21 protein-coding genes are annotated in these 24,055 nt (G+C 49.9%); 10 read left to right on the plus strand and 11 right to left on the minus strand.

Features of this window, described 5'->3' with window-relative positions:
* Positions 1-86: 86 nt before the first annotated feature.
* On the minus strand, positions 87-953 hold the full coding sequence (locus ACMV8I_RS04870; RefSeq protein ID WP_498864059.1) for a D-hexose-6-phosphate mutarotase: 867 nt from the start codon (positions 951-953) through the stop codon (positions 87-89).
* Positions 954-1,091: 138 nt separating this feature from the next.
* A complete protein-coding gene (gene gapA, locus ACMV8I_RS04875; RefSeq protein WP_498864060.1) occupies positions 1,092-2,090 on the minus strand; it encodes a glyceraldehyde-3-phosphate dehydrogenase in 999 nt (332 codons plus the stop codon).
* Positions 2,091-2,437: 347 nt separating this feature from the next.
* Here gapA and msrB point away from each other — a divergent pair, with 347 nt between their 5' ends.
* On the plus strand, positions 2,438-2,851 hold the full coding sequence (gene msrB, locus ACMV8I_RS04880) for a peptide-methionine (R)-S-oxide reductase MsrB (protein ID WP_498864061.1): 414 nt from the start codon (positions 2,438-2,440) through the stop codon (positions 2,849-2,851).
* Between the two features lie 91 nt (positions 2,852-2,942).
* Positions 2,943-3,215, plus strand: a complete 273-nt coding sequence (locus tag ACMV8I_RS04885; RefSeq protein ID WP_498864062.1) for a YeaC family protein — start codon at positions 2,943-2,945, stop codon at positions 3,213-3,215.
* Positions 3,216-3,276: 61 nt separating this feature from the next.
* Here the strand turns inward: ACMV8I_RS04885 and pncA are convergent, their stop codons facing one another.
* From pncA to sppA, 3 genes are all read right to left on the minus strand, one after another.
* On the minus strand, positions 3,277-3,894 hold the full coding sequence (gene pncA / locus ACMV8I_RS04890) for a bifunctional nicotinamidase/pyrazinamidase (protein WP_498864063.1): 618 nt from the start codon (positions 3,892-3,894) through the stop codon (positions 3,277-3,279).
* Positions 3,895-3,903: 9 nt separating this feature from the next.
* On the minus strand, positions 3,904-4,914 hold the full coding sequence (ansA, locus tag ACMV8I_RS04895) for an asparaginase (RefSeq protein ID WP_498864064.1): 1,011 nt from the start codon (positions 4,912-4,914) through the stop codon (positions 3,904-3,906).
* A gap of 140 nt (positions 4,915-5,054) precedes the next feature.
* Positions 5,055-6,908: a signal peptide peptidase SppA gene (sppA, locus tag ACMV8I_RS04900; protein ID WP_498864065.1), complete on the minus strand. Its 1,854-nt coding sequence runs from the start codon at positions 6,906-6,908 to the stop codon at positions 5,055-5,057.
* A 208-nt stretch (positions 6,909-7,116) separates the two neighbouring features.
* On the opposite strand from sppA, the gene ACMV8I_RS04905 reads away from it, so the two are divergent.
* From ACMV8I_RS04905 to ACMV8I_RS04915, 3 genes are all read left to right on the plus strand, one after another.
* On the plus strand, positions 7,117-7,668 hold the full coding sequence (locus ACMV8I_RS04905) for an NAD(P)H nitroreductase (protein ID WP_498864066.1): 552 nt from the start codon (positions 7,117-7,119) through the stop codon (positions 7,666-7,668).
* A 236-nt stretch (positions 7,669-7,904) separates the two neighbouring features.
* The gene (locus ACMV8I_RS04910; protein ID WP_498864067.1) at positions 7,905-9,878 is read left to right on the plus strand and encodes a DNA topoisomerase III; all 1,974 of its coding nucleotides are present in this window, start codon (positions 7,905-7,907) and stop codon (positions 9,876-9,878) included.
* Positions 9,871-10,173 (plus strand): DUF1496 domain-containing protein, encoded by a 303-nt coding sequence (locus ACMV8I_RS04915; RefSeq protein ID WP_498864719.1) that lies wholly within the window; start codon positions 9,871-9,873, stop codon positions 10,171-10,173. Before ACMV8I_RS04910 ends, ACMV8I_RS04915 begins: the two co-directional genes overlap by 8 nt.
* Before the next feature lie 110 nt (positions 10,174-10,283).
* Here ACMV8I_RS04915 and add read toward each other — a convergent pair whose 3' ends face one another.
* From add to manA, 3 genes are all read right to left on the minus strand, one after another.
* Positions 10,284-11,282: an adenosine deaminase gene (gene add, locus ACMV8I_RS04920; protein WP_498864068.1), complete on the minus strand. Its 999-nt coding sequence runs from the start codon at positions 11,280-11,282 to the stop codon at positions 10,284-10,286.
* Between the two features lie 238 nt (positions 11,283-11,520).
* The gene (locus ACMV8I_RS04925; RefSeq protein ID WP_498864069.1) at positions 11,521-13,068 is read right to left on the minus strand and encodes a YdgA family protein; all 1,548 of its coding nucleotides are present in this window, start codon (positions 13,066-13,068) and stop codon (positions 11,521-11,523) included.
* A 140-nt stretch (positions 13,069-13,208) separates the two neighbouring features.
* Positions 13,209-14,384: a mannose-6-phosphate isomerase gene (gene manA, locus ACMV8I_RS04930; protein WP_498864070.1), complete on the minus strand. Its 1,176-nt coding sequence runs from the start codon at positions 14,382-14,384 to the stop codon at positions 13,209-13,211.
* A gap of 268 nt (positions 14,385-14,652) precedes the next feature.
* Between manA and fumC the strand changes: the two genes are divergently transcribed.
* Entirely contained in the window at positions 14,653-16,053 is a 1,401-nt protein-coding gene (fumC, locus tag ACMV8I_RS04935) for a class II fumarate hydratase (RefSeq protein WP_498864071.1), read from the plus strand.
* A gap of 709 nt (positions 16,054-16,762) precedes the next feature.
* On the opposite strand, the gene tus is transcribed toward fumC, so the two are convergent.
* Complete coding sequence (gene tus / locus ACMV8I_RS04940) at positions 16,763-17,713, minus strand: DNA replication terminus site-binding protein (RefSeq protein ID WP_498864072.1); 951 nt, start codon at positions 17,711-17,713, stop codon at positions 16,763-16,765.
* A gap of 149 nt (positions 17,714-17,862) precedes the next feature.
* Complete coding sequence (locus tag ACMV8I_RS04945; protein ID WP_498864720.1) at positions 17,863-19,110, minus strand: MFS transporter; 1,248 nt, start codon at positions 19,108-19,110, stop codon at positions 17,863-17,865.
* A gap of 432 nt (positions 19,111-19,542) precedes the next feature.
* On the opposite strand from ACMV8I_RS04945, the gene mlc reads away from it, so the two are divergent.
* Positions 19,543-20,763: a sugar metabolism global transcriptional regulator Mlc gene (gene mlc / locus ACMV8I_RS04950; RefSeq protein WP_498864073.1), complete on the plus strand. Its 1,221-nt coding sequence runs from the start codon at positions 19,543-19,545 to the stop codon at positions 20,761-20,763.
* Positions 20,764-20,972: 209 nt separating this feature from the next.
* Complete coding sequence (bioD, locus tag ACMV8I_RS04955) at positions 20,973-21,659, plus strand: dethiobiotin synthase (RefSeq protein WP_498864074.1); 687 nt, start codon at positions 20,973-20,975, stop codon at positions 21,657-21,659.
* 122 nt (positions 21,660-21,781) lie between these two features.
* Here bioD and ACMV8I_RS04960 read toward each other — a convergent pair whose 3' ends face one another.
* Positions 21,782-22,048 carry a YjbD family protein gene (locus ACMV8I_RS04960; protein WP_498864075.1) on the minus strand — a complete coding sequence of 89 codons (267 nt, stop codon included), beginning with the start codon at positions 22,046-22,048 and terminating at the stop codon, positions 21,782-21,784.
* Positions 22,049-22,292: 244 nt separating this feature from the next.
* On the opposite strand from ACMV8I_RS04960, the gene ACMV8I_RS04965 reads away from it, so the two are divergent.
* Together ACMV8I_RS04965 and ACMV8I_RS04970 are read left to right on the plus strand one after the other, a co-directional pair.
* Positions 22,293-22,847, plus strand: a complete 555-nt coding sequence (locus tag ACMV8I_RS04965) for a GNAT family N-acetyltransferase (protein ID WP_498864076.1) — start codon at positions 22,293-22,295, stop codon at positions 22,845-22,847.
* 46 nt (positions 22,848-22,893) lie between these two features.
* A complete protein-coding gene (locus ACMV8I_RS04970) occupies positions 22,894-24,003 on the plus strand; it encodes an ABC transporter substrate-binding protein (protein ID WP_498864077.1) in 1,110 nt (369 codons plus the stop codon).
* The last annotated feature ends 52 nt before the right edge of the window (positions 24,004-24,055 follow it).

The raw sequence follows: 24,055 nt of genomic DNA on the forward strand, positions 1-24,055 counted from the left end.
AAATTGGTGCGCTGAAGGTGACTTAATGGGGCTTTATGCCCCATTTGCACATTTGTGGTGCGTGGAATAACAGTATGGAAAGGCAACTATCGCTGGCTGATGGTCATTGCCAGTTTCGCTGGTGTAGCTGAGGTGCTTTTTTGTGGTGCGCTCACGCTAGCTGTTTCAACACAAACCATGGTTTTGTAGCTGTTATCAGCCATATCTTTCATGCTTGCGGACAGTTCGGCACCTGGATTCCAGGCCACCACATCACTGTTGAAATGATGTTCTATCACCAAGGTTCGTTCCAGTGAAGAGTCGATAATCAGACTGGTGGCCTCCGGCGTAGTAAAGATGCGGTCAGTCTGGCCATTGAAAGTCAATGCACCTTGTTGCTGGGCTGTTTTGCCACCATCCACTTTATCTATGTAGTTTCTACCCAACCCTGACACTTTTACTTTATCGATATCGCCAATATTGAAATAAGCGTGCAGCGCACTGGTCGTTTCAAAATCACCGTCTGATTCCAGCTCAATATGGCACTCGGCGCCAAGCTCAAAGCGGGCGGTGAGGGTGAAATCATGCGGCCATAGCTTGAGGGTCTCCGCGCTCTGTTTCAAGGTCAGAATCAGTTCTACGCCTTGCTCATTTTCCTGATGAGAGGTCAACTCCCACGCAAGAATGCGTGCAAAACCATGGGAAGGTTGGCCAGCCGGGCCAAACCATGGCCAGCAAATCGGTACGCCACCGCGAATAGCCACGCCATTTTTAAACGCAGATTCGCTGCTCATCCACAATACTGGCTGTTCACCCTGTGGCTGATAGGCCAGTAGATGTGCACCTTGCAGGGTAATGGCTGCGCGTACTTTAGGATGGTCGATCACCAGAACGGGTAATTCATCAATCTGACGCTGGCTGATCACCGGCGTAATGGTTTTCAAAACGGGAAGGGTAAATAGTTGTGCTGTCATGAGATGGGTCCTGTGATTTTATTATAAATCCAGACCGGTGATGAACGGCTGCTTCACTGACCTTTGGTGCTTACTGTTATGCAGAAAGCAAAAGGGCGACTTGACGTCGCCCTTCAATCAGTTCATCACATCGGCCAATTATTTGGAGATGTGTGAAATCAGATCCAGAACTTTGTTTGAGTAGCCAGTTTCGTTATCGTACCAGGCAACCAGTTTCACAAAGTTGTCGTTCAGCGCGATACCTGCTTTAGCATCAAACACAGACGTCAGTTTTTCACCGTTGAAATCGGTAGAAACAACGTCGTCTTCGGTGTAGCCCAGAACGCCTTTCAGGTCGCCTTCAGACGCTGCTTTTTTGATTACTGCGCAGATATCTTTGTAAGACGCGCCTTTTTCCAGACGTGCAGTCAGGTCAACTACAGATACGTTAGGAGTTGGAACGCGGAATGCCATACCCGTCAGTTTACCGTTCAGAGCAGGAATAACTTTACCTACTGCTTTAGCTGCACCGGTAGAAGAAGGGATAATGTTCTGAGATGCGCCACGGCCGCCGCGCCAGTCTTTATGAGACGGGCCATCGACAGTTTTCTGCGTTGCGGTAGTTGCATGAACAGTGGTCATCAGGGCTTCAACGATACCAAAGTTGTCGTTGATAACTTTAGCCAGTGGTGCAAGGCAGTTAGTGGTGCAAGATGCGTTAGAAACGATTTCCTGACCTTTATATTCTTTATGGTTTACGCCCATAACGAACATAGGGGTGTCATCTTTAGATGGACCCGTCAGAACAACTTTCTTCGCGCCAGCTGCAATGTGTTTACGTGCAGTAGCATCATCCAGGAACAAGCCAGTAGCTTCAGCAACAACGTCAACGTTAACTTCGTTCCATTTCAGGTTAGCTGGGTCACGCTCAGCAGTAACACGGATGGTTTTGCCATTAACAACCAGATGACCGTCTTTAACTTCAACGGTGCCGTTAAAACGGCCATGTGTTGAGTCGTACTTCAGCATGTATGCCATGTATTCAGCGTCTAACAGATCGTTGATTGCTACGATCTCAATGTCAGAACGTTCTTGAGCAGCACGGAAAACAATGCGGCCGATACGGCCAAAACCGTTGATACCTACTTTGATAGTCATATATTCCACCAGCTATTTTTTAGTGAATAAAAGGTTGGTTGTAAAATTACAAAAACCTCGCTGAGCGTCAAGCGGAATCGTGTCAATTCTTGCTGTAAGTCAAAGCTCAGACTCACTTTTGCTCTGATATTGCACATTCCGTTTTTTAATCGGCTATAACCTACATGGGGACGATATGCCGAATATAAAGTGCAGTAACAACAAATATGTGATTTATGTCGCACACTGTTCTTACTTAACGCCGATGGCACACAGTTTAAGCCAAAACAGGCAGACTCGTTGTTAATTTTTTGTTATTATTAGCTGTTATTTTAGTTGATTTCCCTACCTGGCAGAGAATGACAACCATGGCCAATGAACCCAAAGAACCGACTCCGCAAGTGCAACTCACTGAAGTACAACATTATGTGACTCAAGAGCACGGAACTGAACGTCCGTACTCCGGTAAACTACTGCATAACAAGCGCGATGGGATCTACCATTGTCTGGTTTGCAACTCACCGCTGTTCTACTCCGATACCAAGTTTGACTCCGGATGTGGCTGGCCAAGTTTTTATCAACCGGTCACCCATGACGCAATTAATTATCTCACTGATAATACACACAATATGGAAAGGGTTGAGATTCGCTGTGCCAACTGCGGTGCCCACCTCGGTCACGTCTTCCCTGACGGCCCAGAGCCTACGGGTGACCGCTATTGTGTCAATTCCGCGTCAATGAGTTTCACCGATGGCGAGAACGGTGACACAACGGCCGGTTGAGTGTTAATGGGCATGTAATTTAAACGACAAAATCGATTCAGCCATTATTCATCCTTAGGTGAATAATCAGCCGAGATGAAGAGAGCTGTTGATGGAAATTAATGAGTTGGTCGGCGTGATGACGCCGGAGATTTATCAGCGCCTGTCGCAGGCAGTCGAGTTGGGAAAGTGGCCTGATGGCGTAGCGCTGACATCGGAGCAAAAAGACAACAGCTTACAGATGGTGATGCTGTACCAGGCGCGCCATAATAGTGATGCTCAGCATATGAGTATTGGCACTGACGGGCAGATTGTCACCAAGTCGAAGCAGGAACTGAAGCAGCAATTTGCGCAGGAAACATTAATCCGTATTAAACCTGAGTAGATCCCGACACCAAGGGCGCTTGATTGCGCCCTTGTACATTCTGTCGAAAGAGTAAAGTCGTTTAGTCCAGTGCAAGCACTGTCGCGCCGGCACGCTGCATTTCTTCTATAGCCTGCTGACTATCTTGTGGAGAAATATTTACCCCCCGGCACCCTTCAACCAACAGTGACACCTGGTAGCCCAATTCCAGTGCGTCCAGCACCGTAAATTTGACGCAATAATCGGTCGCCAGACCCATTACCAACACCTGTTCAATCTGCTGCTGCTGTAGCCAGCCATGCAGTGTGGTTGGAGCACGGTGGCCGTTATCGAAGAACGCGCTATAACTATCAATTCCGGCGTTTTGGCCTTTGCGTACCACATAGTCAATGGCATCGCGGTGCAGTAGCGGATGAAAATCAGCGCCGTGCTGCTCCTGTACGCAGTGTACTGGCCACCATACTTGCGACAGTCCGTCGAGTTCACCTGCAGTCCATGGTTCAGTGCCTGCATTTACAGCAAAACTGCCGTGGTTATACGGATGCCAGTCCTGTGAAGCCACCACGTCGATCCCCTGATCCTTACAGACCTTGATGGCCTGATTTGCGACGCTTATCACCGCATCACTATCCTTCACCTCCAGCGCACCGCCACGGCAGAAATCATTTTGCAGATCGACTAATAACAAAGCGCTTTTCATCAAGACTCCTTATTCGGTTAGCTCGCCGCGCAGGTCTTGCTGCATCAACGTACGGATCTCTTCCGGTAATAACGGTTGGCTGAGCAGATAATGGAGTTTAGTCAGCGCAGCTTCGACGGTCATATCAAAACCACTGATCACACCGGCATGCGCCAGGGCATTGCCGGTGGCGTAACCGCCCATATTGACCCGACCCGATATGCATTGTGTCAGGTTGACTACCACGATGCCGCGTTCAGATGCCTCTTTTAGCACTTTCAGCAGGTCGCCTTTTTGTGGTGCATTGCCGACCCCGTAGGAGCGCAGAATAAGCGCTTTAACGGGCTGCATCAGAAAGTTTTGTACCACCTCAGCAGAAATGCCCGGGTAAATCGTGACAACACCAATTGGCTGCGGGGTGATGTCATGTACCTTCAGCGTACCCGCCACCACCGGTAGCGATGGCGTAGACAGCCGGCGGATATGGATACCCGCTTCCAGCAGCGGCGCAAGATTGGGTGATGCGAAAGCGTCGAAACCATCGGCGTGAGCTTTGGTGCTGCGGTTACCACGATACAAACGATTGTTAAAGAACAGAGTGACTTCATTGACCGGATGATTGGCTGCGATGTACAACGCATTAAGAAGATTGATCTGCCCGTCAGAACGCAATGCCTCAAGTGGAATTTGTGACCCTGTCACAATTACCGGCTTACCGAGATTTTCCAGCATAAAAGAGAGCGCTGAGGCAGTGAACGCCATCGTGTCGGTGCCGTGCAAAATCACAAAACCGTCATATTGGTCGTAATTGGCCTGAATATCATCGGCGATATGCTGCCAGTCTTCCGGCGTCATGTCAGAAGAGTCCATCAGCGGCACATACTCCTGAATGGTGAACTCAGGCATTTCCGGGCGGTGGAACTCAGGCATTAAAGCCAGTTGGCGTTGTAAGTGCCCTGAAACCGGAATGTAGCCATTTTCAGATCGTTGCATTCCGATGGTGCCGCCAGTGTAAGCGACATAGATAGATTTTTTGGTCATTAACAGGATTCTTTGTGTTAAATAAGTGGGTGCATGATGTGCCTGAGTATAAAGGTATCTGCGCTTGCCCCAAAATAAAAAAGCCCGGTGATTCACTTTGGATGAATGAGCACCGGGCTTAGCTTTACAGACAACAAATATTACTTCACATCACCGCAGGTCAGGCACAGAGCATAACGGTTTTGCGGATCGTTCATGTTATTGAACAGGTCAGCCTGGGATTTTAGTTCCAGTGCTATTTTGCTGACCGGTGCAGGCAGGTAAGCCTGAACCGCAGCAGGCAACATAGCATGTGCTGAAGCGCTGATTTGTGAGAACACCATATCGGTCAGGCTGGGTTCACTGACGTACCAATTCAACTGCCATTTAGGCAATTTAGCCAGTTCAGCGGCTTTCTTCACTGCGTCATCGAAGTCGCCAAGCTGATCAACAAGTCCGTTGTTTTTTGCATCAGAACCAATCCACACGTGACCCTGGGCAATTTCGTCGATCTGCTCAGGTGTTTTGTTGCGTGCTTTGGCGACCAGACCGAGGAAGGTTTTATAACCGTTCTCGATGTTCATCTGCATCATCTGAGAGAACTCCGGCGGCAGCGCTTTGGTGGACGCAATATCTGCCAATGGTGAGGTTGCTACACCATCGGTGTGAACGCCAAAGTTATCCAATGTGTTCTGGTAGGTGTTGATCACGCCGAAGATACCGATAGAACCGGTCAGCGTACTCGGACTGGCAATAATATAATTCGCCGGCGTGGAGATCCAATAACCGCCGGATGCCGCCATGCCGCCCATTGAAACGACAACAGGCTTACCCGCAGCCCGGGCCGCGGCCAGTTCAGAACGTATCACTTCCGATGCACTCACGCTGCCGCCTGGGCTGTTGACGCGTAAGATGATGGCTTTGATTTTTGGATCCAGACGGGCATCGCGTATCTGCTGGGCGGTGGTATCACCGCCAACCGCGCCCGGTTGTTCTTCACCATCGTTAATCGCGCCATTGGCGAAGATCACTGCGATTTGTGGATCGGTGTTGTCTGGTTTTGGTTTCGGTGAATAATCATAAATACTGGTGAGATTGAAGTCCTTGGTTTTGTTATTCCAACCGAAGGCTTTTACCATGTCGTTTTCGGCCTCATTCCGTGAGGCAAGCGCGTCCACCAGTTTGCTGTTCAGCGCATATTGCGCCATATCGCCGCCGGTTTTTTGCATGCCTGCCAGCACGCCTGCTGCACCCGGGAACAGTTGTTCAGGCGTGAGCTGACGGTTAGCAGAAACTGTATTGAGGTAGTTACCCCAAAGCCCACCAATCCAACGGCTGTCAGCATCGCGCGCAGCAGGGGACATGTCATCACGAATTAGCGGCTCAACAGCTGACTTATAAGTGCCAACACGGAAGATATTGGTGGTGACTTTCAGCTTTTCGAGCAACGATTTGTAATAGAGGTTGTTGGTCGCGAAACCGTGCAGATCAACCGCGCCCTGTGGCGATAGGTAAATCTTATTGGCATAGCTGGCAAGGTAGTATTGTGACTGGTCGTAGCTGTCATCAATGGCGTAAATTGGCTTGCCGGTATCACGAAACTCACGCAGAGCTTTCCCGATATACTGCAACGAGGTCTGATCGGTGCCGGTAAAGTCGGTTAGCTGTAACACCATGCCGGTGATGTTCTTGTCATCTTTAGCCTGACGAATGGTATCCACCAGATCAAACAGTGAGTTCTCCTGCAAACGGTTACTGGAGGTTCCGAGTAGTTCGCGGCCCCACTGACGTACTTTATTATTGACGGACGGCTTATCAACCACCGTACCGCTAAGGTCTACCAGCAGCGCACCTTTGGTGGTATCAACGGGTTTGTCCTGAAATGAAAAATAGATCCCAACACCGACCAGAATGATCAGGACCAGGAACAGGTTGAGAATAAACTCTCTGACGAAATTAAGAAGACGCCAGGTCCACTTAAAAAAACCGGCGATAATTCGCCACAATGTACGCATGGTCTCTCCAACAATACGGTAAAAGTATCGCTATCCTAATGACCTGCCCGGAAAATGTCAGCTTTAAATCATCTCAGAATTTATCAATGATGCTGCGCTGAACAGTGATCCCTCCTCAATAGCGTTCTCCGGTTGGTAAAACGGCGTGTGCCTATGTTAACTTGACGTAAATGCCTATCATTATCAGATTATCTTAAAGGAGAGATTTATGGATGCTCTGGACTTATTAGTGAACCGCCGTTCGGCTTCCCGTCTGGCCGCACCAGCGCCCTCTGGCCAAGTACTGCAAAACATCATCAATGCTGGCATGCGCGCACCCGATCACGGAGCATTACAGCCGTGGCGCTTTGTGATTGCTGAAAATGAGGGGCTGACTCGCTTTAGTGAGTTATTGCGTGCCGCGGCGATCAAAGATGGCGCTGACGAGAAGGCCATCGAAAAGGCAACGCAGGCTCCATTGCGTGCGCCACAAATCATTACCATTATTGCGGCTTGTAAAGAAAGTCCGAAAGTGCCGCAGTGGGAGCAACTTTTGTCTGCCGGCTGTGCAGTACAGGCTATGCAAATGGCGGCGCTGGCGCAGGGCTTTAATGGCATCTGGCGCACCGGTGCCTGGACCGATCATTCCGATGTGCGTCAGGCCTTTAAATGTGGTCCGAATGATAAAATCGTCGGATTCCTCTATCTCGGTACCCCACAGTTAAAATCCAGTACGCAAATTATTCCCGCCGACAGTTCGTCTTTTGTCTCTTATTTCTAAGAGATCCTGCTTAGAATTCCACCGGTTTATCGGGAGATAGTCCGATAAACCGTATATTCGCTGACTTTGTGAGCGAATATCCTGCTCTGAACGGCTTCACTGCTTACCAATTGCTTCATCAACAGCTAACATACTCAAACCTGAAACCAGACGATGCTGTGAATAAAGGAAGGGATGATGATTGATAAGGCAATGATACGGACAATGGCGGGCCGGAAAATTGAGCGTGCCGCCTGATGCGTTTATTTATTGCCGAAAAACCCAGCCTCGCTCGCGCTATTGCTGATGTACTGCCCAAACCTCATCGTCGTGGTGACGGTTTTATCGCCTGTGGCAACGATCAGGTTGTAACCTGGTGCGTCGGTCACTTACTCGAACAAGCGCAGCCTGACGCCTACGACAGCCGTTACGCCCGCTGGACGCTCAACGATCTTCCCATCATCCCGGAAAAATGGCAGCTTCAGCCGCGTTCGTCAGTCGCCAAACAACTCAACGTGATCAAAAAACTGCTGCTGGAGGCTACACAGGTTATCCATGCAGGTGACCCGGATCGCGAAGGTCAACTGCTGGTGGATGAAGTTCTGGATTACCTTGAACTGACAGCAGAAAAACGTCAAAACGTTCAGCGCTGCCTGATCAACGATCTCAACCCGCAGGCGGTTGAGCGTGCTATTGAGCGGTTGCGTGACAACCGGGATTTCATACCACTGTGCGTCTCGGCGCTGGCGCGTTCCCGTGCTGACTGGTTGTATGGCATCAACATGACTCGTGCTTATACCATCCTTGGGCGCAACGCCGGATACAACGGCGTGCTGTCGGTCGGGCGCGTGCAGACTCCGGTGCTGGGTTTGGTGGTGCGCCGTGATGAAGAGATTGAAAACTTCGTCTCTAAAGATTATTTCGAGGTGAAAGCCCACATCGTAACGCCAACTGATGAGCGCTTTGTGGCGCTGTGGCAACCGAGTGAATCCTGCGAGCCATATCAGGACGAAGAAGGGCGGTTATTACATCGTCCTTTGGCCGATCACGTGGTGGCACGCATCGCCGGTCAGCCTGCTTTAGTTACCCATTATAATGACAAGCGAGAAAACGACATTGCGCCACTGCCGTTTTCGTTGTCGGCACTGCAGATTGAAGGCTCGAAGGCCTTCGCTCTCAGTGCCCAGCAAATTCTTGATATTTGCCAGCGTTTGTATGAAACGCACAAATTGATTACGTATCCGCGCTCCGACAGCCGATATTTACCTGATGAGCATTTCGCGGCGCGACATGCTGTGCTCAACGCCATTAGTATTCATCAGCCTGATTTGCTACCGCAACCGGCTGTAGACACTGACCGGCGCAACCGCTGCTGGGACGACAAAAAGGTCGATGCTCACCACGCCATCATTCCGACAGCGCGCAGCAGTAAAGTCAACCTGACTGACGATGAGCAAAAAATTTATAACCTGGTGGCGCGTCAATATCTGATGCAGTTCTGTCCGGATGCGGTATTCCGCAAGTGCGTGATTGATCTTGATATCGCCGGTGGAAAATTTATTGCCAAGGCGCGTTTTCTGGCTGAGGCCGGCTGGCGCACCCTGCTTGGTAGCAAAGAGCGTGACGAAGAGAACGAAGGCACGCCGTTGCCAGTGGTTGCTAAAGGGGATGAATTGCTGTGTGAAAGAGGTGAAGTGGTCGAGCGGCAAACTCAGCCACCACGGCCTTTTACTGACGCCACGTTGCTGTCTGCGATGACGGGTATTGCACGCTTTGTTCAGGATAAAGCGCTGAAAAAAGTCCTGCGCGCCACTGACGGGTTAGGCACCGAAGCAACCCGCGCGGGAATTATTGAATTGCTCTTTCGTCGCGAGTTTTTATACAAAAAAGGGCGCTATATCCATTCCAGCGATACCGGACGTGCGCTGATCCATTCGCTGCCTGATATTGCGGGCAGGCCCGATATGACGGCTGATTGGGAATCGACTCTGACCCGCATTAGCGAGAAAAATTGCCGCTATCAGGATTTTATGCAACCTCTGGTCGCGACCTTACAAAACCTGATTGTGCAGGCCAAAACTACCCGGGTTTCATCGGCATTTCGTACTATTCCGTCTAAACCAGCGGGTTCTGGCAAAGCCGCTACGGGTGCTAAAACTAAAAGCGCCAAAAGTGCACCTAAACGCCGCAAGGCACCCTCCAAAGGGAAGGACGCGACACATGATGAATAAATTGATAATGGTACTGTTGGTCAGTTCATCCCTGCTGACAACATCAGCGATAGCGAACCGTGCCGGGATGAGCAGTAATAGCGCGGATGTCGTCGTGCCGCTGCCGCCGCAAATCTGGAATAACAGTGGCAACAACCAGAACAGTGCGCCGACCTGCCACCGCTGCTGCATTTACGACAATACGAGCTACAGCGAAGGTGCTGTCGTCACCGCTGACAGTGTGGTTTTACAATGTGTGCGGGACCCGCAGGTGGTGGGGACTAACGATTTGAAATGGCAGCAGTTGAAAAAATAAGCCGGGTGCTTGGTTTCTACTGTTCTATTGGTTTCTACCGATCTAAAACAAGAAAAGGGCGCAGCACTTCGCATATAAGGTATAAAAAATACTGCGCCCCTGAGACAACATTACCCTTTCACTTTGACGCGAATCGCCTCTTTCTCTGCATCATTCAAAAATGCCATCGTCAGGCCGTTTTCCTGCGCCTGACGTATCTCTGCGGCGGTCAGTCCGGCTGCAGGAGCGGCAACGCGGTATTCGTGCTCAATTTCGATACCCTGAACCGCCGGATCGTCAGTATTGATAGAAGCCAACACGCCGTGACGCAGAAACACCGCCAAGGGATGGAGCGCCAGTGAGGAGACGGTGCTGGTCTGGATGTTTGAGGTGAGACAAGATTCAACGCCAATCTGATGTTTTGCCAGGAAGTCCATTAGCTCGGTATCTTCTGCCGCTTTTACGCCGTGACCGATACGCTCGGCGCCCAGTTCACGGATGGCCTGCCAGATGCTTTCAGGACCTGCGGCTTCACCGGCATGAACGGTAATACGCCAGCCCGCATCGCGGGCTTTATTGAAATGACTGAGGAACAGGCTGCCCGGGAAACCCAGCTCATCACCGGCCAGATCGAGGGCGGTAATACCGTCGCGATGCGCCAGTAAACCGTCCAGCTCCTGCAGGCAGGCTTCCTCACCAAACGTGCGGCTCAGGATACCAATCAGGCGCACGTCGATGTCATTTTCCTGACAGCCACGGCGGATCCCTTCTATCACAGCGTCTACCACGCCAGCCACGGGCAGTTGGTGCGTCATGGCCATGTAATAAGGTGAAAAACGCAGCTCGGTGTAGTGCAAACCGGCTCTGGCCGCATCTTCCACGTTTTCCTGTGCGACCCGGCGGCAGGCATCGAGATCGCCGAGAACTTTCACCCCCCAGTCGAGTTTTTGCAGGAAGCTCACCAGATCCGGTGCGGTCTCCATCACCTGAACGTGCGGGCGCAAAGTATCGATTTCACTGGCGGGCAGGGTGAGATTAAATTGGCGGCCTAAATCGAGAATAGTCTGAGCGCGGATGTTGCCATCAAGGTGGCGATGAATATCCGTCAGAGGAAGGCGAGGGTCTATCATGGTGTGCACTCATTATTGCCAGAAAGTGCGAGGCATTATAACGGGTTAATCGGCAGGAAGGGAATGTTGTTGCGCAACACTTCTCACATCTTGCCCTAAAAAAGCGTATTACTATTCTGTTCGGCCTGATTGAACGTGGATATGCATAGCACCGAACGCTTTATTAATGCTCAGACCAAAAAAACCCGTCCGGAGACGGGCTTATGCATGATGTATCAATTTCTAATTCAGTCAGTACTTATTGAGCATTCGGCGCAACAGGAGCGACCGGCGGTGCCAGTGGCTCTGGGGCTTCAGTTTGCGGCGCAACGCCGTTACCGCCGAAGACGCCAAACAGACCCATGAACTCCTGAAGGGTCATTTTCTGGCCATTCAGATTTACCTGATTGTCTGCATACTGGAAGCTGCTGGAAATGGTGTCATCTTTCAGCGTGGTAATTTTGAACATCTGTCCCATCGCCGCGATGCCCTGAACCTGCTGTTTTGCCAGTTTCTCCGCATCATCACCGCTGTAACCCTGAAGCTTAGCGGTCTGCATGGTCATTTCAGTTGCCATAGCTACCGGGATGGTCAGTTTTGCGTCAACTTTGTTTACCCACTGTGAAATCAGCTGGTCGCCACTCTGGATTTGAGAATCTGCGGCCGGTGCTTTCATGTCAACAAGCAGGTTGAAACTGCTTTCACCTTTACTGTTTTTCCAGCTCAGTGGAGAAATACTGATGCTAGGGTTGCCCTTGAGCAACGGTGTCAGGCTAGTGGTAAACAGTTCAGCTATCCTCTGCTCGTAAGCCGCCGGATCAATCTCATTCGACTGCGCCAGTAATTGCTGGGACTGTTGGTTGTATTTGTCAGAGAAGGCTTTCAGCGCCGCAGCATCAAGGCCGCTGACTTTCACCGTCAATTTACCGGATCCGAAATCAGCGCCCTGAATTTTCACCGCATCAAGGGTGTAATCTTGCTGACCCTTGATATTGCTACCATCTTCACTGAATTTACTCACCAGTTTGAAATTATCCAGAGACGCCGCATCTTTACCATCGACATTCACCAGGATTTGTTTAACGGTCAGATTCTGATCGCCAACGCTGACTTTAGACTGGCCCTGATGAGTATTACTGTCTATGGAGAAACCATTCAGGGTGACTTTCTCAAGCTGACCGAACTGATTTTGTGAGGTCAACGCGATGCTGTCACTTTTGCCATCGAAGGACACTTTAGTCAGATCTTTATCGACGGCGACATTGATATCCGCCCCGCCAAACTGCAGCTTGCTGGTATTCTTGTCGTAATCAACCGGAATGATGTTGATAGCCGAAGAACTCCCACCGCTGTAAGACACGCGGGTGTCAGCCGTCACCAGAGATTTACCCTTGGTAACGTCAAACAGTGGCTTCAGGGTTGGGGTGTTTTGCAGTTCGGAATGCACTGACGCCATGCTTGGGATGAGGTTGAATTTTTTCAACTGCGCTGCCGGGAAAGGGCCGTGATCGATGGTTTCGATAAAGGCAATTTCATCACCGGTTTTAAGCACGCTAGTTCCTGCCGCGGCTGCCGCTGCATCCGGTTTCAGAACGATACGTACCTGGCTGGAGAACAGGCCACGATGGTAATCCTGATAAGAAACGTTAACGCCGGCTTTAGGGAATGAAGACTGGAGTTGGCTGTTGGCATTGGCGGCCACCTCAACCATATGCTGCTCGACCATTTTACCGGTATACCACGAGACGCCTGTCCAGGCTGCGCCAAGGACCACAATGACGCTTACAGCGACTAACGATTTTTTCATAGCTCTGTTCATCCTTAGAAAATGTCCCCACAATAAAAAACGCCTTACGGCGCTATTTATTGTGGGTGAAGTAGGACCTAAATGGCAAATTTTTCACTGAAATTAGGTATTTTGCCTCATCGACCTATCCGAATTGAAGACTAAATCCGGTTGAACACCCGTGCAATACGGCCATTACCACTGATACTCACTGGCGATTCTATGGCAGCCAGATAACAAGATTCACCTGGTTTCAGCACCAGAGTCTGCTCCCCTTTTACCAGCACTGCCTGACCTTCAATACAGAAAATAATCGCGGCACTCTGCTGTTCCAGCACCTGATCTGTAGCGGACAGGTTGTGAATAGAGAAAGAGAAATCTTCGACTGGAATCGGAAAGTTAAGTTCAGCGCCGTGCTCAACCGGCGTGCTCAGCAAATTACTGGCAGGTTTGGCGGTGAACTTGAGGTTAGCCAGTAATTCAGGAATATCAATATATTTAGGGGTCAGTCCTGCTCGTAGTACGTTGTCAGAATTGGCCATCACCTCCAGTGAAACGCCACTCAAATAAGCATGTGGAGTTTCGGCATACAAGAACATGGCTTCGCCCGGCTGCAGGGTGATCACATTGAGTAGCAACGGCGAGAACAGACCGCTGTCATCCGGGTAAAAAACACGGATGCTGCGTATGGTATCCCATGGCTGGCCTTGTTGATTATCCAGTGCGGACTTCAGTACGCCAAGTGCCAACGACTTTGCTTCACCTTCCAGGCTGAGCAAACCGGCGAATAGGATTCGCAGGTGGTCTACGTCAGGATGCGTGAGGAATTCAGCAATGTGTGGGTTGGCGCCAGATACCGGCTGCAGCAGCGAAACAATATCACTTAATTCGCGAAAACCGTTCATCGCCTGAAAAGGCGTCAGGGCGTAGACCAGTTCAGGTTTATGGTTCGGATCTTTATAATTACGTTCTGCCGCATCAATCGCAATTCCAGCGGCATTCTCTTTGGCGAAACCTATTTCAGCAGCCCGCTTGCTTGGATGAACTTGGATCGAAAGCGGCTGATCGGCGCAGAGCACTTTAAACAGGAATGGTAGCTCACCGAAACGTTCTGCAACTTTCTTACCTAGCTGTTGTTCAAGGTTGGCACTGATTTGAGTGCGTAAGGAAATTTCCTGCCCTTGTGCATTGATGACATTAGAACTGCTTTTAGGGTGGGCACCCATCCACAATTCTGCCATCGGTTTGTTGTCAGGGTTGGTCATGCCATACAGTTTGGTCAATGCGTCAGTACTGCCCCAGGCGTAATTTTGTACGCCATTATTCATTTTTTGCATATGTCGTCCTGAGCTCCCAATCATGTAGGGGATGAAGTAAATAAAACTCTGCGCGTAGTAAACAATGACCTAAGCCGCTTAAGCAACTCCTGATGACAAAGATGAAGAAAAATTCCGGTGAGAGCTAAATCCCAGAATTCCGTCACTACGGCATTATGCCTCTTCGATATATGCCATTATACTCGTCGGGCCGCCGCTAAATACAACGTATGGGAGCGCGAGGCGGAGAGATTATAAACATTCATTTAAGAGTGCTAAGGAGACAGTAATGGCAGCAGTGACTCGCATTGAAAAAGACTCAATGGGTCCTATCGACGTACCGGCGGATAAGCTTTGGGGTGCTCAAACGCAGCGTTCACTCGAACATTTCCGTATCTCTTCTGAAAAAATGCCAGAAGCTCTGATCCATGCATTGGCGCAAACCAAGCGTGCGGCAGCCTGCGTGAATATGGATTTAGGCCTGCTGCCGGCCGAACGGGGCAATGCCATTATTGCTGCTGCCGATGAAGTGCTGGCTGGCAAGCACCCCACTGAGTTCCCGCTGGCTATCTGGCAGACCGGTTCCGGCACGCAAACCAACATGAATATGAACGAAGTGCTGGCTAACCGGGCGAGTGAGATCCTCGGTGGCGAGCGCGGCGAAGGGCGTAAAATTCATCCCAACGATGATGTGAACAAGAGCCAAAGTTCTAATGACGTTTTTCCTACGGCAATGCATGTGGCTGCAGTGATTGAACTGCGTGAAACGCTGTTGCCTGAACTGAAAGAGTTGCACAAAACGCTGGCGGCGAAATCTGAAGCTTTCAAAGATATTGTTAAAATCGGTCGTACACACTTGCAGGACGCAACACCGCTGACACTGGGCCAGGAAATTTCTGGCTGGGTCGCGATGCTGGCCCACAGCATGGTACATATCGAAGCCAGTATCCCGCATATTGCTGAATTAGCATTGGGTGGTACGGCGGTGGGAACCGGTCTGAATACCCATCCGGAATACGCGGTACGCGTTGCCAAAGCACTGGCTGAACAAACCAAACAACCGTTTGTGACCTCGCCTAATAAATTTGAAGCTCTGGCAACGTGCGATGCACTTGTGCATGGACATGGTGCGCTGAAAGGCCTGGCAGCCTCATTGATGAAGATTGCCAACGACGTTCGCTGGTTATCTTCGGGCCCGCGTTGCGGCATCGGTGAGATTGCCATTCCGGAAAACGAGCCAGGCAGTTCCATCATGCCAGGTAAAGTAAACCCGACCCAGTGTGAAGCGATGACTATGCTGTGCGCGCAAGTGCTGGGCAATGACGTAGCGGTTAACATCGGTGGCGCATCTGGCAACTTCGAGCTGAACGTTTTCCGCCCGATGGTGATCCACAACTTCCTGCAATCCATCCGCTTGCTGGCCGACGGCATGCGTGGTTTCAACGAGCATTGTGCGGTAGGTATCGAACCTGTACGTGACCGTATCACTCAGTTGCTCAATGAGTCACTGATGCTGGTGACGGCGCTTAATACCCATATTGGTTATGACAAAGCGGCAGAGATCGCCAAGAAAGCCCATAAAGAAGGGCTGACGCTGAAAGCCTCCGCGCTGAAGCTCGGTTATCTGACCGAAGCCCAGTTTGACGAATGGGTACGGCCAGAAGATATGGTAGGAAGTATGAAGGGGTAAACTGGGGTCAGTTTTATCACCTTTTAGTTACAAATTTAAATGCAAGGTCGCGGGCTCGCCGCCCACACTGGCCCAAAGGGTTTTAAACGAAACCCTTTGGAATCCTGCGTTTTTTGCTGCTGTAGCATCGAGGCTGCGCTGGTCACAATGGCCGTGTTTCAGGGGCCGCAATAATAGCCGCAAAATGTCAGCCCTACGGGCTTCCCGGCTGCGGGTTTACTCGACCTTTGGCCTCGCCCTTCGGGCCGTCGCAGTGCGACGTTGTCTCGCTACGCTCGGCTTAAGCCAACGGTAAAGATGTTGTCTCTCCACCGACTTGCCGGTGACATTTTGAATGCGGCCGAAGCTTCTTTAAAACTCCAAACCCAAACCCAAACCCAAATTCCAATTCAAAAGCAGACTTGTATTCGTTTTTAAAAAAGCCAAGGCCGCGTTCAAAACGACGTCGAATGAGTGGTGAGAAACGGTGAGAGTTTTCTTCGAGCTGATCCGAACCCGAAATAAGAGCACCGCGCAGCGGCGGAGTTTGCGGCTATAACGGAAATTCCTGAAACATGTCCATTGTGACCAGCGCAGGTGCTGTTTTTAAAAGAACCCGGGATTCTCAAGGGTGGTGGCGATAAGCCATCCTTGAGGCCAGTTTGGGTGGCAACCCAAGGTTTTGACGTTGAATTTAAAAAGCGACAGAGGAACGCAACCGCCCCAAACCTTAAGCGTCCAATTGGTCCGCCGACCAATCCGTGTAAAGGTGTAACCTTTTAATTAGCAGATTGAGCGACTGCGCCACCGGTTTATATTTATGTTTCACTGTGCCAGCATCGTAATCCAACAATTCGCCAATTTTAGGCGGCTGGACGGTCGGCGTTTTCAAACACAAAGCGATAAGCGGCATTGGGCAGGGGTGTTGCACCTGTTTCTGGCTGTTGCGATACCACACGCGGGCGATGGGTTGTACCTTCACCGGGCGTTTGATTTTCAGGATGGCATGTTCAGGAATGCGCTTAACGTCATTTATCTCGCGAGTAATGTTATCTGCCCACTGATCGCGACTGTAAGGCGGTACTGAACGTCCAGCGGTCAGGCTTTTATCCAATTGAGCCAGAATTTCTCCACGGCTGACATTTTTTATAATGTGCTTATTTGCCCAACCAAAACGCACGGAATCAGGGTCATTCAGGAAGGATATTGTCCGGTAGGCATTTAGCGTGATCAACCCGCGCAGGTGGGTATGCACGAACTCAAAGCGCTGCTCCCTGGCCAGGCCAGATTCCACCGTGACAATATGCTCCAACTCAGCTTTTAATTTGTTTACTTCTTCAATCAACAGCAGGGCGGCCTGATGTTCTGCTGCATCGACCGCGTAGCACAGTACTCCAGGCAGACGAACGGCAGATTTACTGCTGATATTCTCGCCATGATGATGAATAAACAGATTCTGAAAATGTTGTAGCGCGAGCTGGTGGGCTGCCTCACCGGTGTGGTGGGTAACCTGAATACGTTCGGCTGGGTTGAGCTCTTCACCTTTAGCAATATCGGGCAAACTGAATACGCGGGCCTGCAATAAATCGATCTGTTTTAAAAACCGGCTGAGATCGCCCAAAGCCAGTTCGAGTTCGTTGAAGCACTCGTTCATTCGGGCAATCAGGTCATAATGGGCCATATACTCTCCATTTAGTTACAACATGCAATTTAGTATAAAACAACTCAGCGTGCACACCTCAATTATATCCATCGCATTCAATCCAGTGTCATAGTGTCAGGCAGAAGTTGAAGGGGCACAACGCCCCTTAGATTTAGCCTTAGATTCAATTAAGATTTTAGATCTGGAACTGTGCGGGCTTCCTCCTCCAGATTCATCAGTCGGTATCCAACGATGATCGCCACGACCAGCATCGAACTGATAAACGCGGTTATGCCGTACCAGCCAAAGCTTTTCCAGAAGTAACCGCCAAGAGTCCCTGCAACGCTAGAACCGGCGTAGTAGGAGAATAAATAGAGTGACGATGCCTGACCTCTGGCACGACGGGCGCGGCGCCCAATCCAGCCGCTCGCTACAGAATGGGCAGCAAAAAAACCACCGGTGACTAAAATCATGCCGATGAAAATCGCCCACACGGGTGAGAATGCAGTGATCAGGATCCCGATCAACATCAGCGCGGTAGAACCCATCAATACCGGGCCACGGCCATAAACACCGGTCAGCGCACCCGCCTTTGGCGAACTGTAGGTGCCCATCAGGTAAACCACTGAGATCAGGCCAACCACCGCTTGGCTAAGATAATAGGGCGAACTGAGCAGTCGATAACCTATGTAGTTAAATAGGGTAACGAAGCTGCCCATCAATAAAAAACCTTCGGCAAACAACATTGGCAACCCTCTGTCGCGCCAATGTAGCTTAAAATTAATCAACATTTTCCGGGGTTTCAGAGAGCTGGCACGAAAATGTTTCGACGGCGGCAAAATACGCCAAAACATGATGGCTGACGCCAGCGCAAACAGCCCGACGACTGCCACCGCAATACGCCATGAAAAAAAATCGGTCAGCACGCCGCTGACCAGACGCCCGCTCATACCACCGATCGAGTTACCGCTGATATAAAGGCCCATCGAGAAGGCCACCACGCTGGGGTGGATCTCTTCACTCAGATAGGTCATAGCAACTGCGGCAACGCCGCTGAGGGATAGACCCACAAGTGCGCGCATCAGTAATATACCGTTCCAGCTTTGCATAAATGCACAAATCAGCGTACAGATTGCCGCCAGCATCAGCGCGACCACCATGACCGATTTACGCCCAACAGCGTCGGAGACCGGCCCGGTAAAAAGTAAACCTATCGCCATCAGACCGGTCGACAATGACAGCGATAGACTGCTGTTGGCCGGAGACACGCCGAAGTCATGTGACAGCACGGGTAAAATGGGTTGCACGCAATACAGCAGAGCGAAGGTCGCCAGACCGGCCGAAAACAGTGCAAGCGTCACCCGAATAAACTGCGGCGTGCCGCGTTTGATGAACGGCTTTTTAGACCGCGCAGAATAGGATGTGACAGAGAGTATTGGGTCATCGTTAACCGAATTGTGCTGATTGACCGAAAGATGGCTGGAATCTGATACAGCAGACTGACGTCCGGTGGTAGTCACTTAAGATCCTTAGCAAACGCATTTCATACAACTAAAGTTGTAAATGTATGAAAATTTTAACAGGACGACTTACTTTGTCTAATCTATCCGGAAGTAAATATGCTTATGTTTGGATGTAAACTCATCGCTATTGGCGCCATTGTTGCTGTTGCTAAATCATTTGTGAAATTAATGAGGCGGGTCGAATGGCCATGAAACTGCTGTTTTTCCATTCGATTACTATCAAGTTTCTGACCAATATGTGCACTAAATCACATAACGAATCAAATAGTTGACGACATATGGCAAAAACCTCAACATACCCATTAATCTTTATTTTGAAGCGCGAAAAATAACGGAGTTTCTCCTGTGAACCCTGATGGGCTACCCGGACACATTGATCAAATCAAGCAAACCAATATCGGTGTTGTTTACCGGCTGATCGATCAGTTTGGGCCAGTTTCGCGTATCGAGCTGTCTAAAAAAGCGCAGCTTGCTCCCGCCAGTATTACCAAAATTGTCCGTGAATTATTGCAGGCGCACCTGGTTAAGGAAACTGAGTTTCAGGACCCCGGTAGCCGTGGGCGTCCGGCCATTGGTCTGATGCTGGATACTGAAGCCTGGCACTACCTTTCTGCACGTATCAGTCTGGGCTTTATTACCCTTGGTTTACGCGATCTCAGCAGTAAACTGGTGGTTGAAGACGTGCTACCGCTTCCCGCAGATGCTGAATTACCGCTACTTGACCGTATTATCGGCGAGATTGATCGATTTTTTATCCGCTATCAGAACAAACTCGAACGTCTCACGGCGATCGCCATCACTTTACCCGGCATGATCAACGCCCGCTCTGGCGTGGTTCACCGTATGCCATTTTATGCTGACGTAAATGAAATGCCGCTGGGTAGTACACTCGGCGCACACACCGGTTTGCCGGTGTTTGTGCAGCATGATATCGGTGCCTGGACCATGGCGGAGGCGCTGTATGGTGCGTCCCGGGGTTGTAAGAATGTCATTCAGGTAGTGATTGACCACAACGTCGGAGCAGGAGTGATAACCGGTGGGCGTGTTTTACACGCGGGCAGCAGCAGTGTGGTTGAGATAGGCCACACTCAGGTTGACCCCTACGGCAAGCGCTGTTACTGCGGCAACCATGGTTGTCTGGAAACCGTGGCCAGTATTGACAATATTCTTGACCTGGTTCGTCAGCGTCTGGTGACCGCCGCCGGTTCTAGTTTGCAGGGGGTGCCGCTGACTGTCGAAGCCGTGTGTGAGGCCGCTAACCAAGGCGATCAATTGGCCCGCGATGTCATAGTCAGTGTCGGCCATAGCGTGGGGCGAATACTGGCAATCATGGTGAATTTATTTAATCCTGAAAAAGTCCTGATTGGTTCACCACTCAATTTCGCCAAAGAGATTCTGCATCCGGCGATTATGTCCTGTATTCAGCAACAATCGCTGCCTTCTTATAGTGAAAATATCAAACTAGAATCGACAGAGTTCTATAACCAGGGAACAATGCCCGGTGCCGCATTGGTCAAAGATGCACTGTATAATGGCTCATTGTTAATTACGTTATTGCAGGGTTAATTATCGCCATGAATTAACATGTAGAGTTTATATTAAAAGTAATAGAAATATTATTTCCCTGATTATTCATCTCAGCAACCAAAACATTGCGCTAACGCAAATCGTTCTCGTATCCTATCGCCTAAACTTTGAACCTATCACTTTGTCTCTGACCCTCCAGTCGGAGGTAATTTCTTAGTTAAACGGAGAGATCCCGGAGTCTGAATTTCATGTTAACGCACTTTTTCGTCACGGGTACGGATGCTCGTGTAGGTAAAACCATCGTCACTCGTGCTTTGCTTCAGGCCATGGCAGCGCAAGGTAAGTGTGCATTGGGCTATAAACCTGTCGCCACAGGAAGCCAGGAGTTGGCAGACGGTATCCGAAATAAAGACGCGGTAACGCTGCAAAACTCCTCAACTATTTCTTATCCTTACGAAAAAATAACACCGTTAGCTTTATTAGATGAAGATATTTACGTCAGTAATATTCCTGAAAATATTTTTGAAATAATGACGTCAGGTTTGAATTTTATGCTTGAAGGGGGGGATGCCGTGGTCGTTGAAGGCTGTGATGGCTGGAAAACACTGATCACTCCGGATCGTTTTTATTCTGATTGGGTTCGTCAGCAAAATATACCGGTCATCTTGGTGGTTGGTATTCAGGAAGGCTGTGTTAGCCATGCATTATTAAGCGCTCAGGCGATCATTAACGATGGTTTGCCTTTGGTGGGCTGGGTGGCAAATCGAATCAATCCGTGCCTTTCTCATTATCAGGAAACGATCGATGCCATTAGTAATAATATACCTGCGCCGTTACTCGGTGAAATTCCCTATTTACCGCGTGCGGAATCCCGTGATATGGCGAAATATATCGACTTGTCGCTGCTGCATTTTAAAAACGAGCAATTAGCATAAGCTGTGAGTATGGATTAGCGGTGCCGATGGAAAGGGATGGAACGCAGGGCTTTACATCATTGAATGATAAGCGCTGAATCCACGGACGGGCTCAGCGTTCCACTGAGCCCGTTTTGAATCTTTTAACGACGGCCACGTGGATGTGTTCTGGCGGTCCAGTCATAGGTCGCAGACGTGCTGGGAACAGCTTTTGCACGGCGTTTTTCTGCGCGTGCTTTGGCGGCAACTTTCTCTTTCTCTTCCATGAGTTTGTCGATGTAGTTGTCTTTAATTCTGTTGGTTTCGGAGTTAGTCAGGTCGCGCCCCTGGGCTTTGCGGCTCTGGTCGAGCAGCGTTTTAAGTTCGCGCTGTTCGCTTTCCGTCATATCTTGCTGAGTCAATCTTTTCATTTACGGGCATCCGTGTGAGGAAAGTGTCCTCCAGTGTAGCCGTTTTCGGGTAAAAAACTCAGTGATAACGCGTGAATCCACAAACTTGATGCCAAAATCCGGCAAAGCGATTTTTTATTGAGCACATCTCAACAGTCACCCGGTAAAAAACCAGAGATAAGTTTTACTTATTATCCAATTTACTGACTCAGGAATATTCTTTCTTTAACAATTGAAACCTCATTCATTGACGAAGAGAAAGAATATGTCTGTTTCACCGGGTGAAACCATCAGGCTGCACGATGCAAGCATTGCTGATATGGCGCAAATCCAGCAGATTTACGCTCATCATGTGACCCACGGAATTGCCTCTTTTGAAACGGAACCGCCCACGCTAACTGAAATGCTGTCACGGCGCGAAAATATTCTCGATAAAGGCCTGCCGTATCTGGTCGCTAAACGAGAGTGTCAGGTGCTGGGCTACAGCTATCTTGCACCTTACCGACCACGTTATGCCTACCGTTTTACCTGCGAAGGGTCGGTATATATCGGCGAAAACCATCAGGGTAAGGGAATCGGTAAACTCTTGATGCGGGAAGCGATAAAACGGGCGACTGAGGACGGCTGGCGTCAGATGATTGCCAACGTTGGCAACAGCAGTAATTTGGGGTCAATCAGACTACATAAGTCACTGGGGTTTGAGATCATAGGCACGTTGAAAAGCGTGGGCTTCAAGCATGGCCGTTGGATTGACACGGTACTGATGCAATTAGCGTTGGGAGAAGGAGATGTAACGTTACCGGGTAATTGCAGTAATTAACGATAATCACTATCATTTCGATCTGTTTACTAAATTCTGAGACGTTATGCGTATTTCCTGCCGGATATTGTTATTTGCGAGTCTGATCGTCACGGGGTTGGCACAGGCCAAAACGGTTGTTGACCTGTCTGACCGTACTGTTGTAGTCCCGGATAATCCTCAGCGTATTGTGCTCGGTGAAAGCCGCATGCTCTATACGTTGAGTCTGATACAAGACGGTGATCCGGCCAAAAATGTGGTGGGTTGGCCAGGCGATATGCAAAATCTCGACCCGCAAAGCTGGCAGCTATATATCAAGGCGTTTCCCTCGATTGCTTACATCCCTCAGTTTGGTAAAAACAATTTCACTCAGATGAACCCGGAGAAAGTGATCGCACTGAAGCCGGATTTAGTCATTCTTCCGCGTTACGCTAAACAACCTTCTGACCATGACCAGATGCTGGACAGCCTGACCCGCGCTGGGATCCCAGTGATTTACGTCGATTTACGCGTTGATCAGGTCAACAACACGGTGCCAAGTGTTAAATTGTTAGGTGACGTGCTGAACAGCCCGCAAAAAGCGGCGCGGTTTATCATTTTTTATCAGCAACATATGGACCGGATTAAACAGCGCATCGCGCAGTATCACGGGAAGAAAACCCGCGTGATGTTGCAACTGCAACCTGGCCGGCGTGAAAGCTGCTGCACCACGGTTTCCCGCGGCAATCTGGCCGATTTACTTAGTTTCGCCGGAGGGGACAACATCGGCGGAGGCGCATTTAAGAGTGTCTACGGTGAGATGAATCCTGAAGCGGTCATTGCCGCTAACCCTGATGTTTATATCAGTACAGGCATGGGCAGCCCGGATGGAAAATCGGAGGCACAGATTATGCTAGGGCCACTGGTATCAGCCGAACAGGCGCAGGCAAGTTTTCGTCAGGTGATGGACAAACAGCCGTTGATCTCAAATTTAGCGGCGGTCAGAGAAGGGCGTGCTTACGCGGTGTGGCATAATTTCTACCTCAGCCCGTATCATGTTGTTGATGTCGAAGTGTTTGCTAAAGCACTTTACCCGCAACTTTTTGCGGATATAGATCCGCAGCAAACAGTAAAAGATCTCTATGCGCAATTTCTGCCAATCCCGTTCAGTGGGACCTTCTGGATTCCGCTTAAATAAAGCAAAGGGCGCAGCACGCTGCGCCCTAAACCATTATCTCACTACCATCACC

This window comes from Ewingella sp. S1.OA.A_B6, from assembly GCF_049889095.1.
In the GTDB taxonomy this organism is placed as follows: Bacteria; Pseudomonadota; Gammaproteobacteria; order Enterobacterales; family Enterobacteriaceae; genus Ewingella.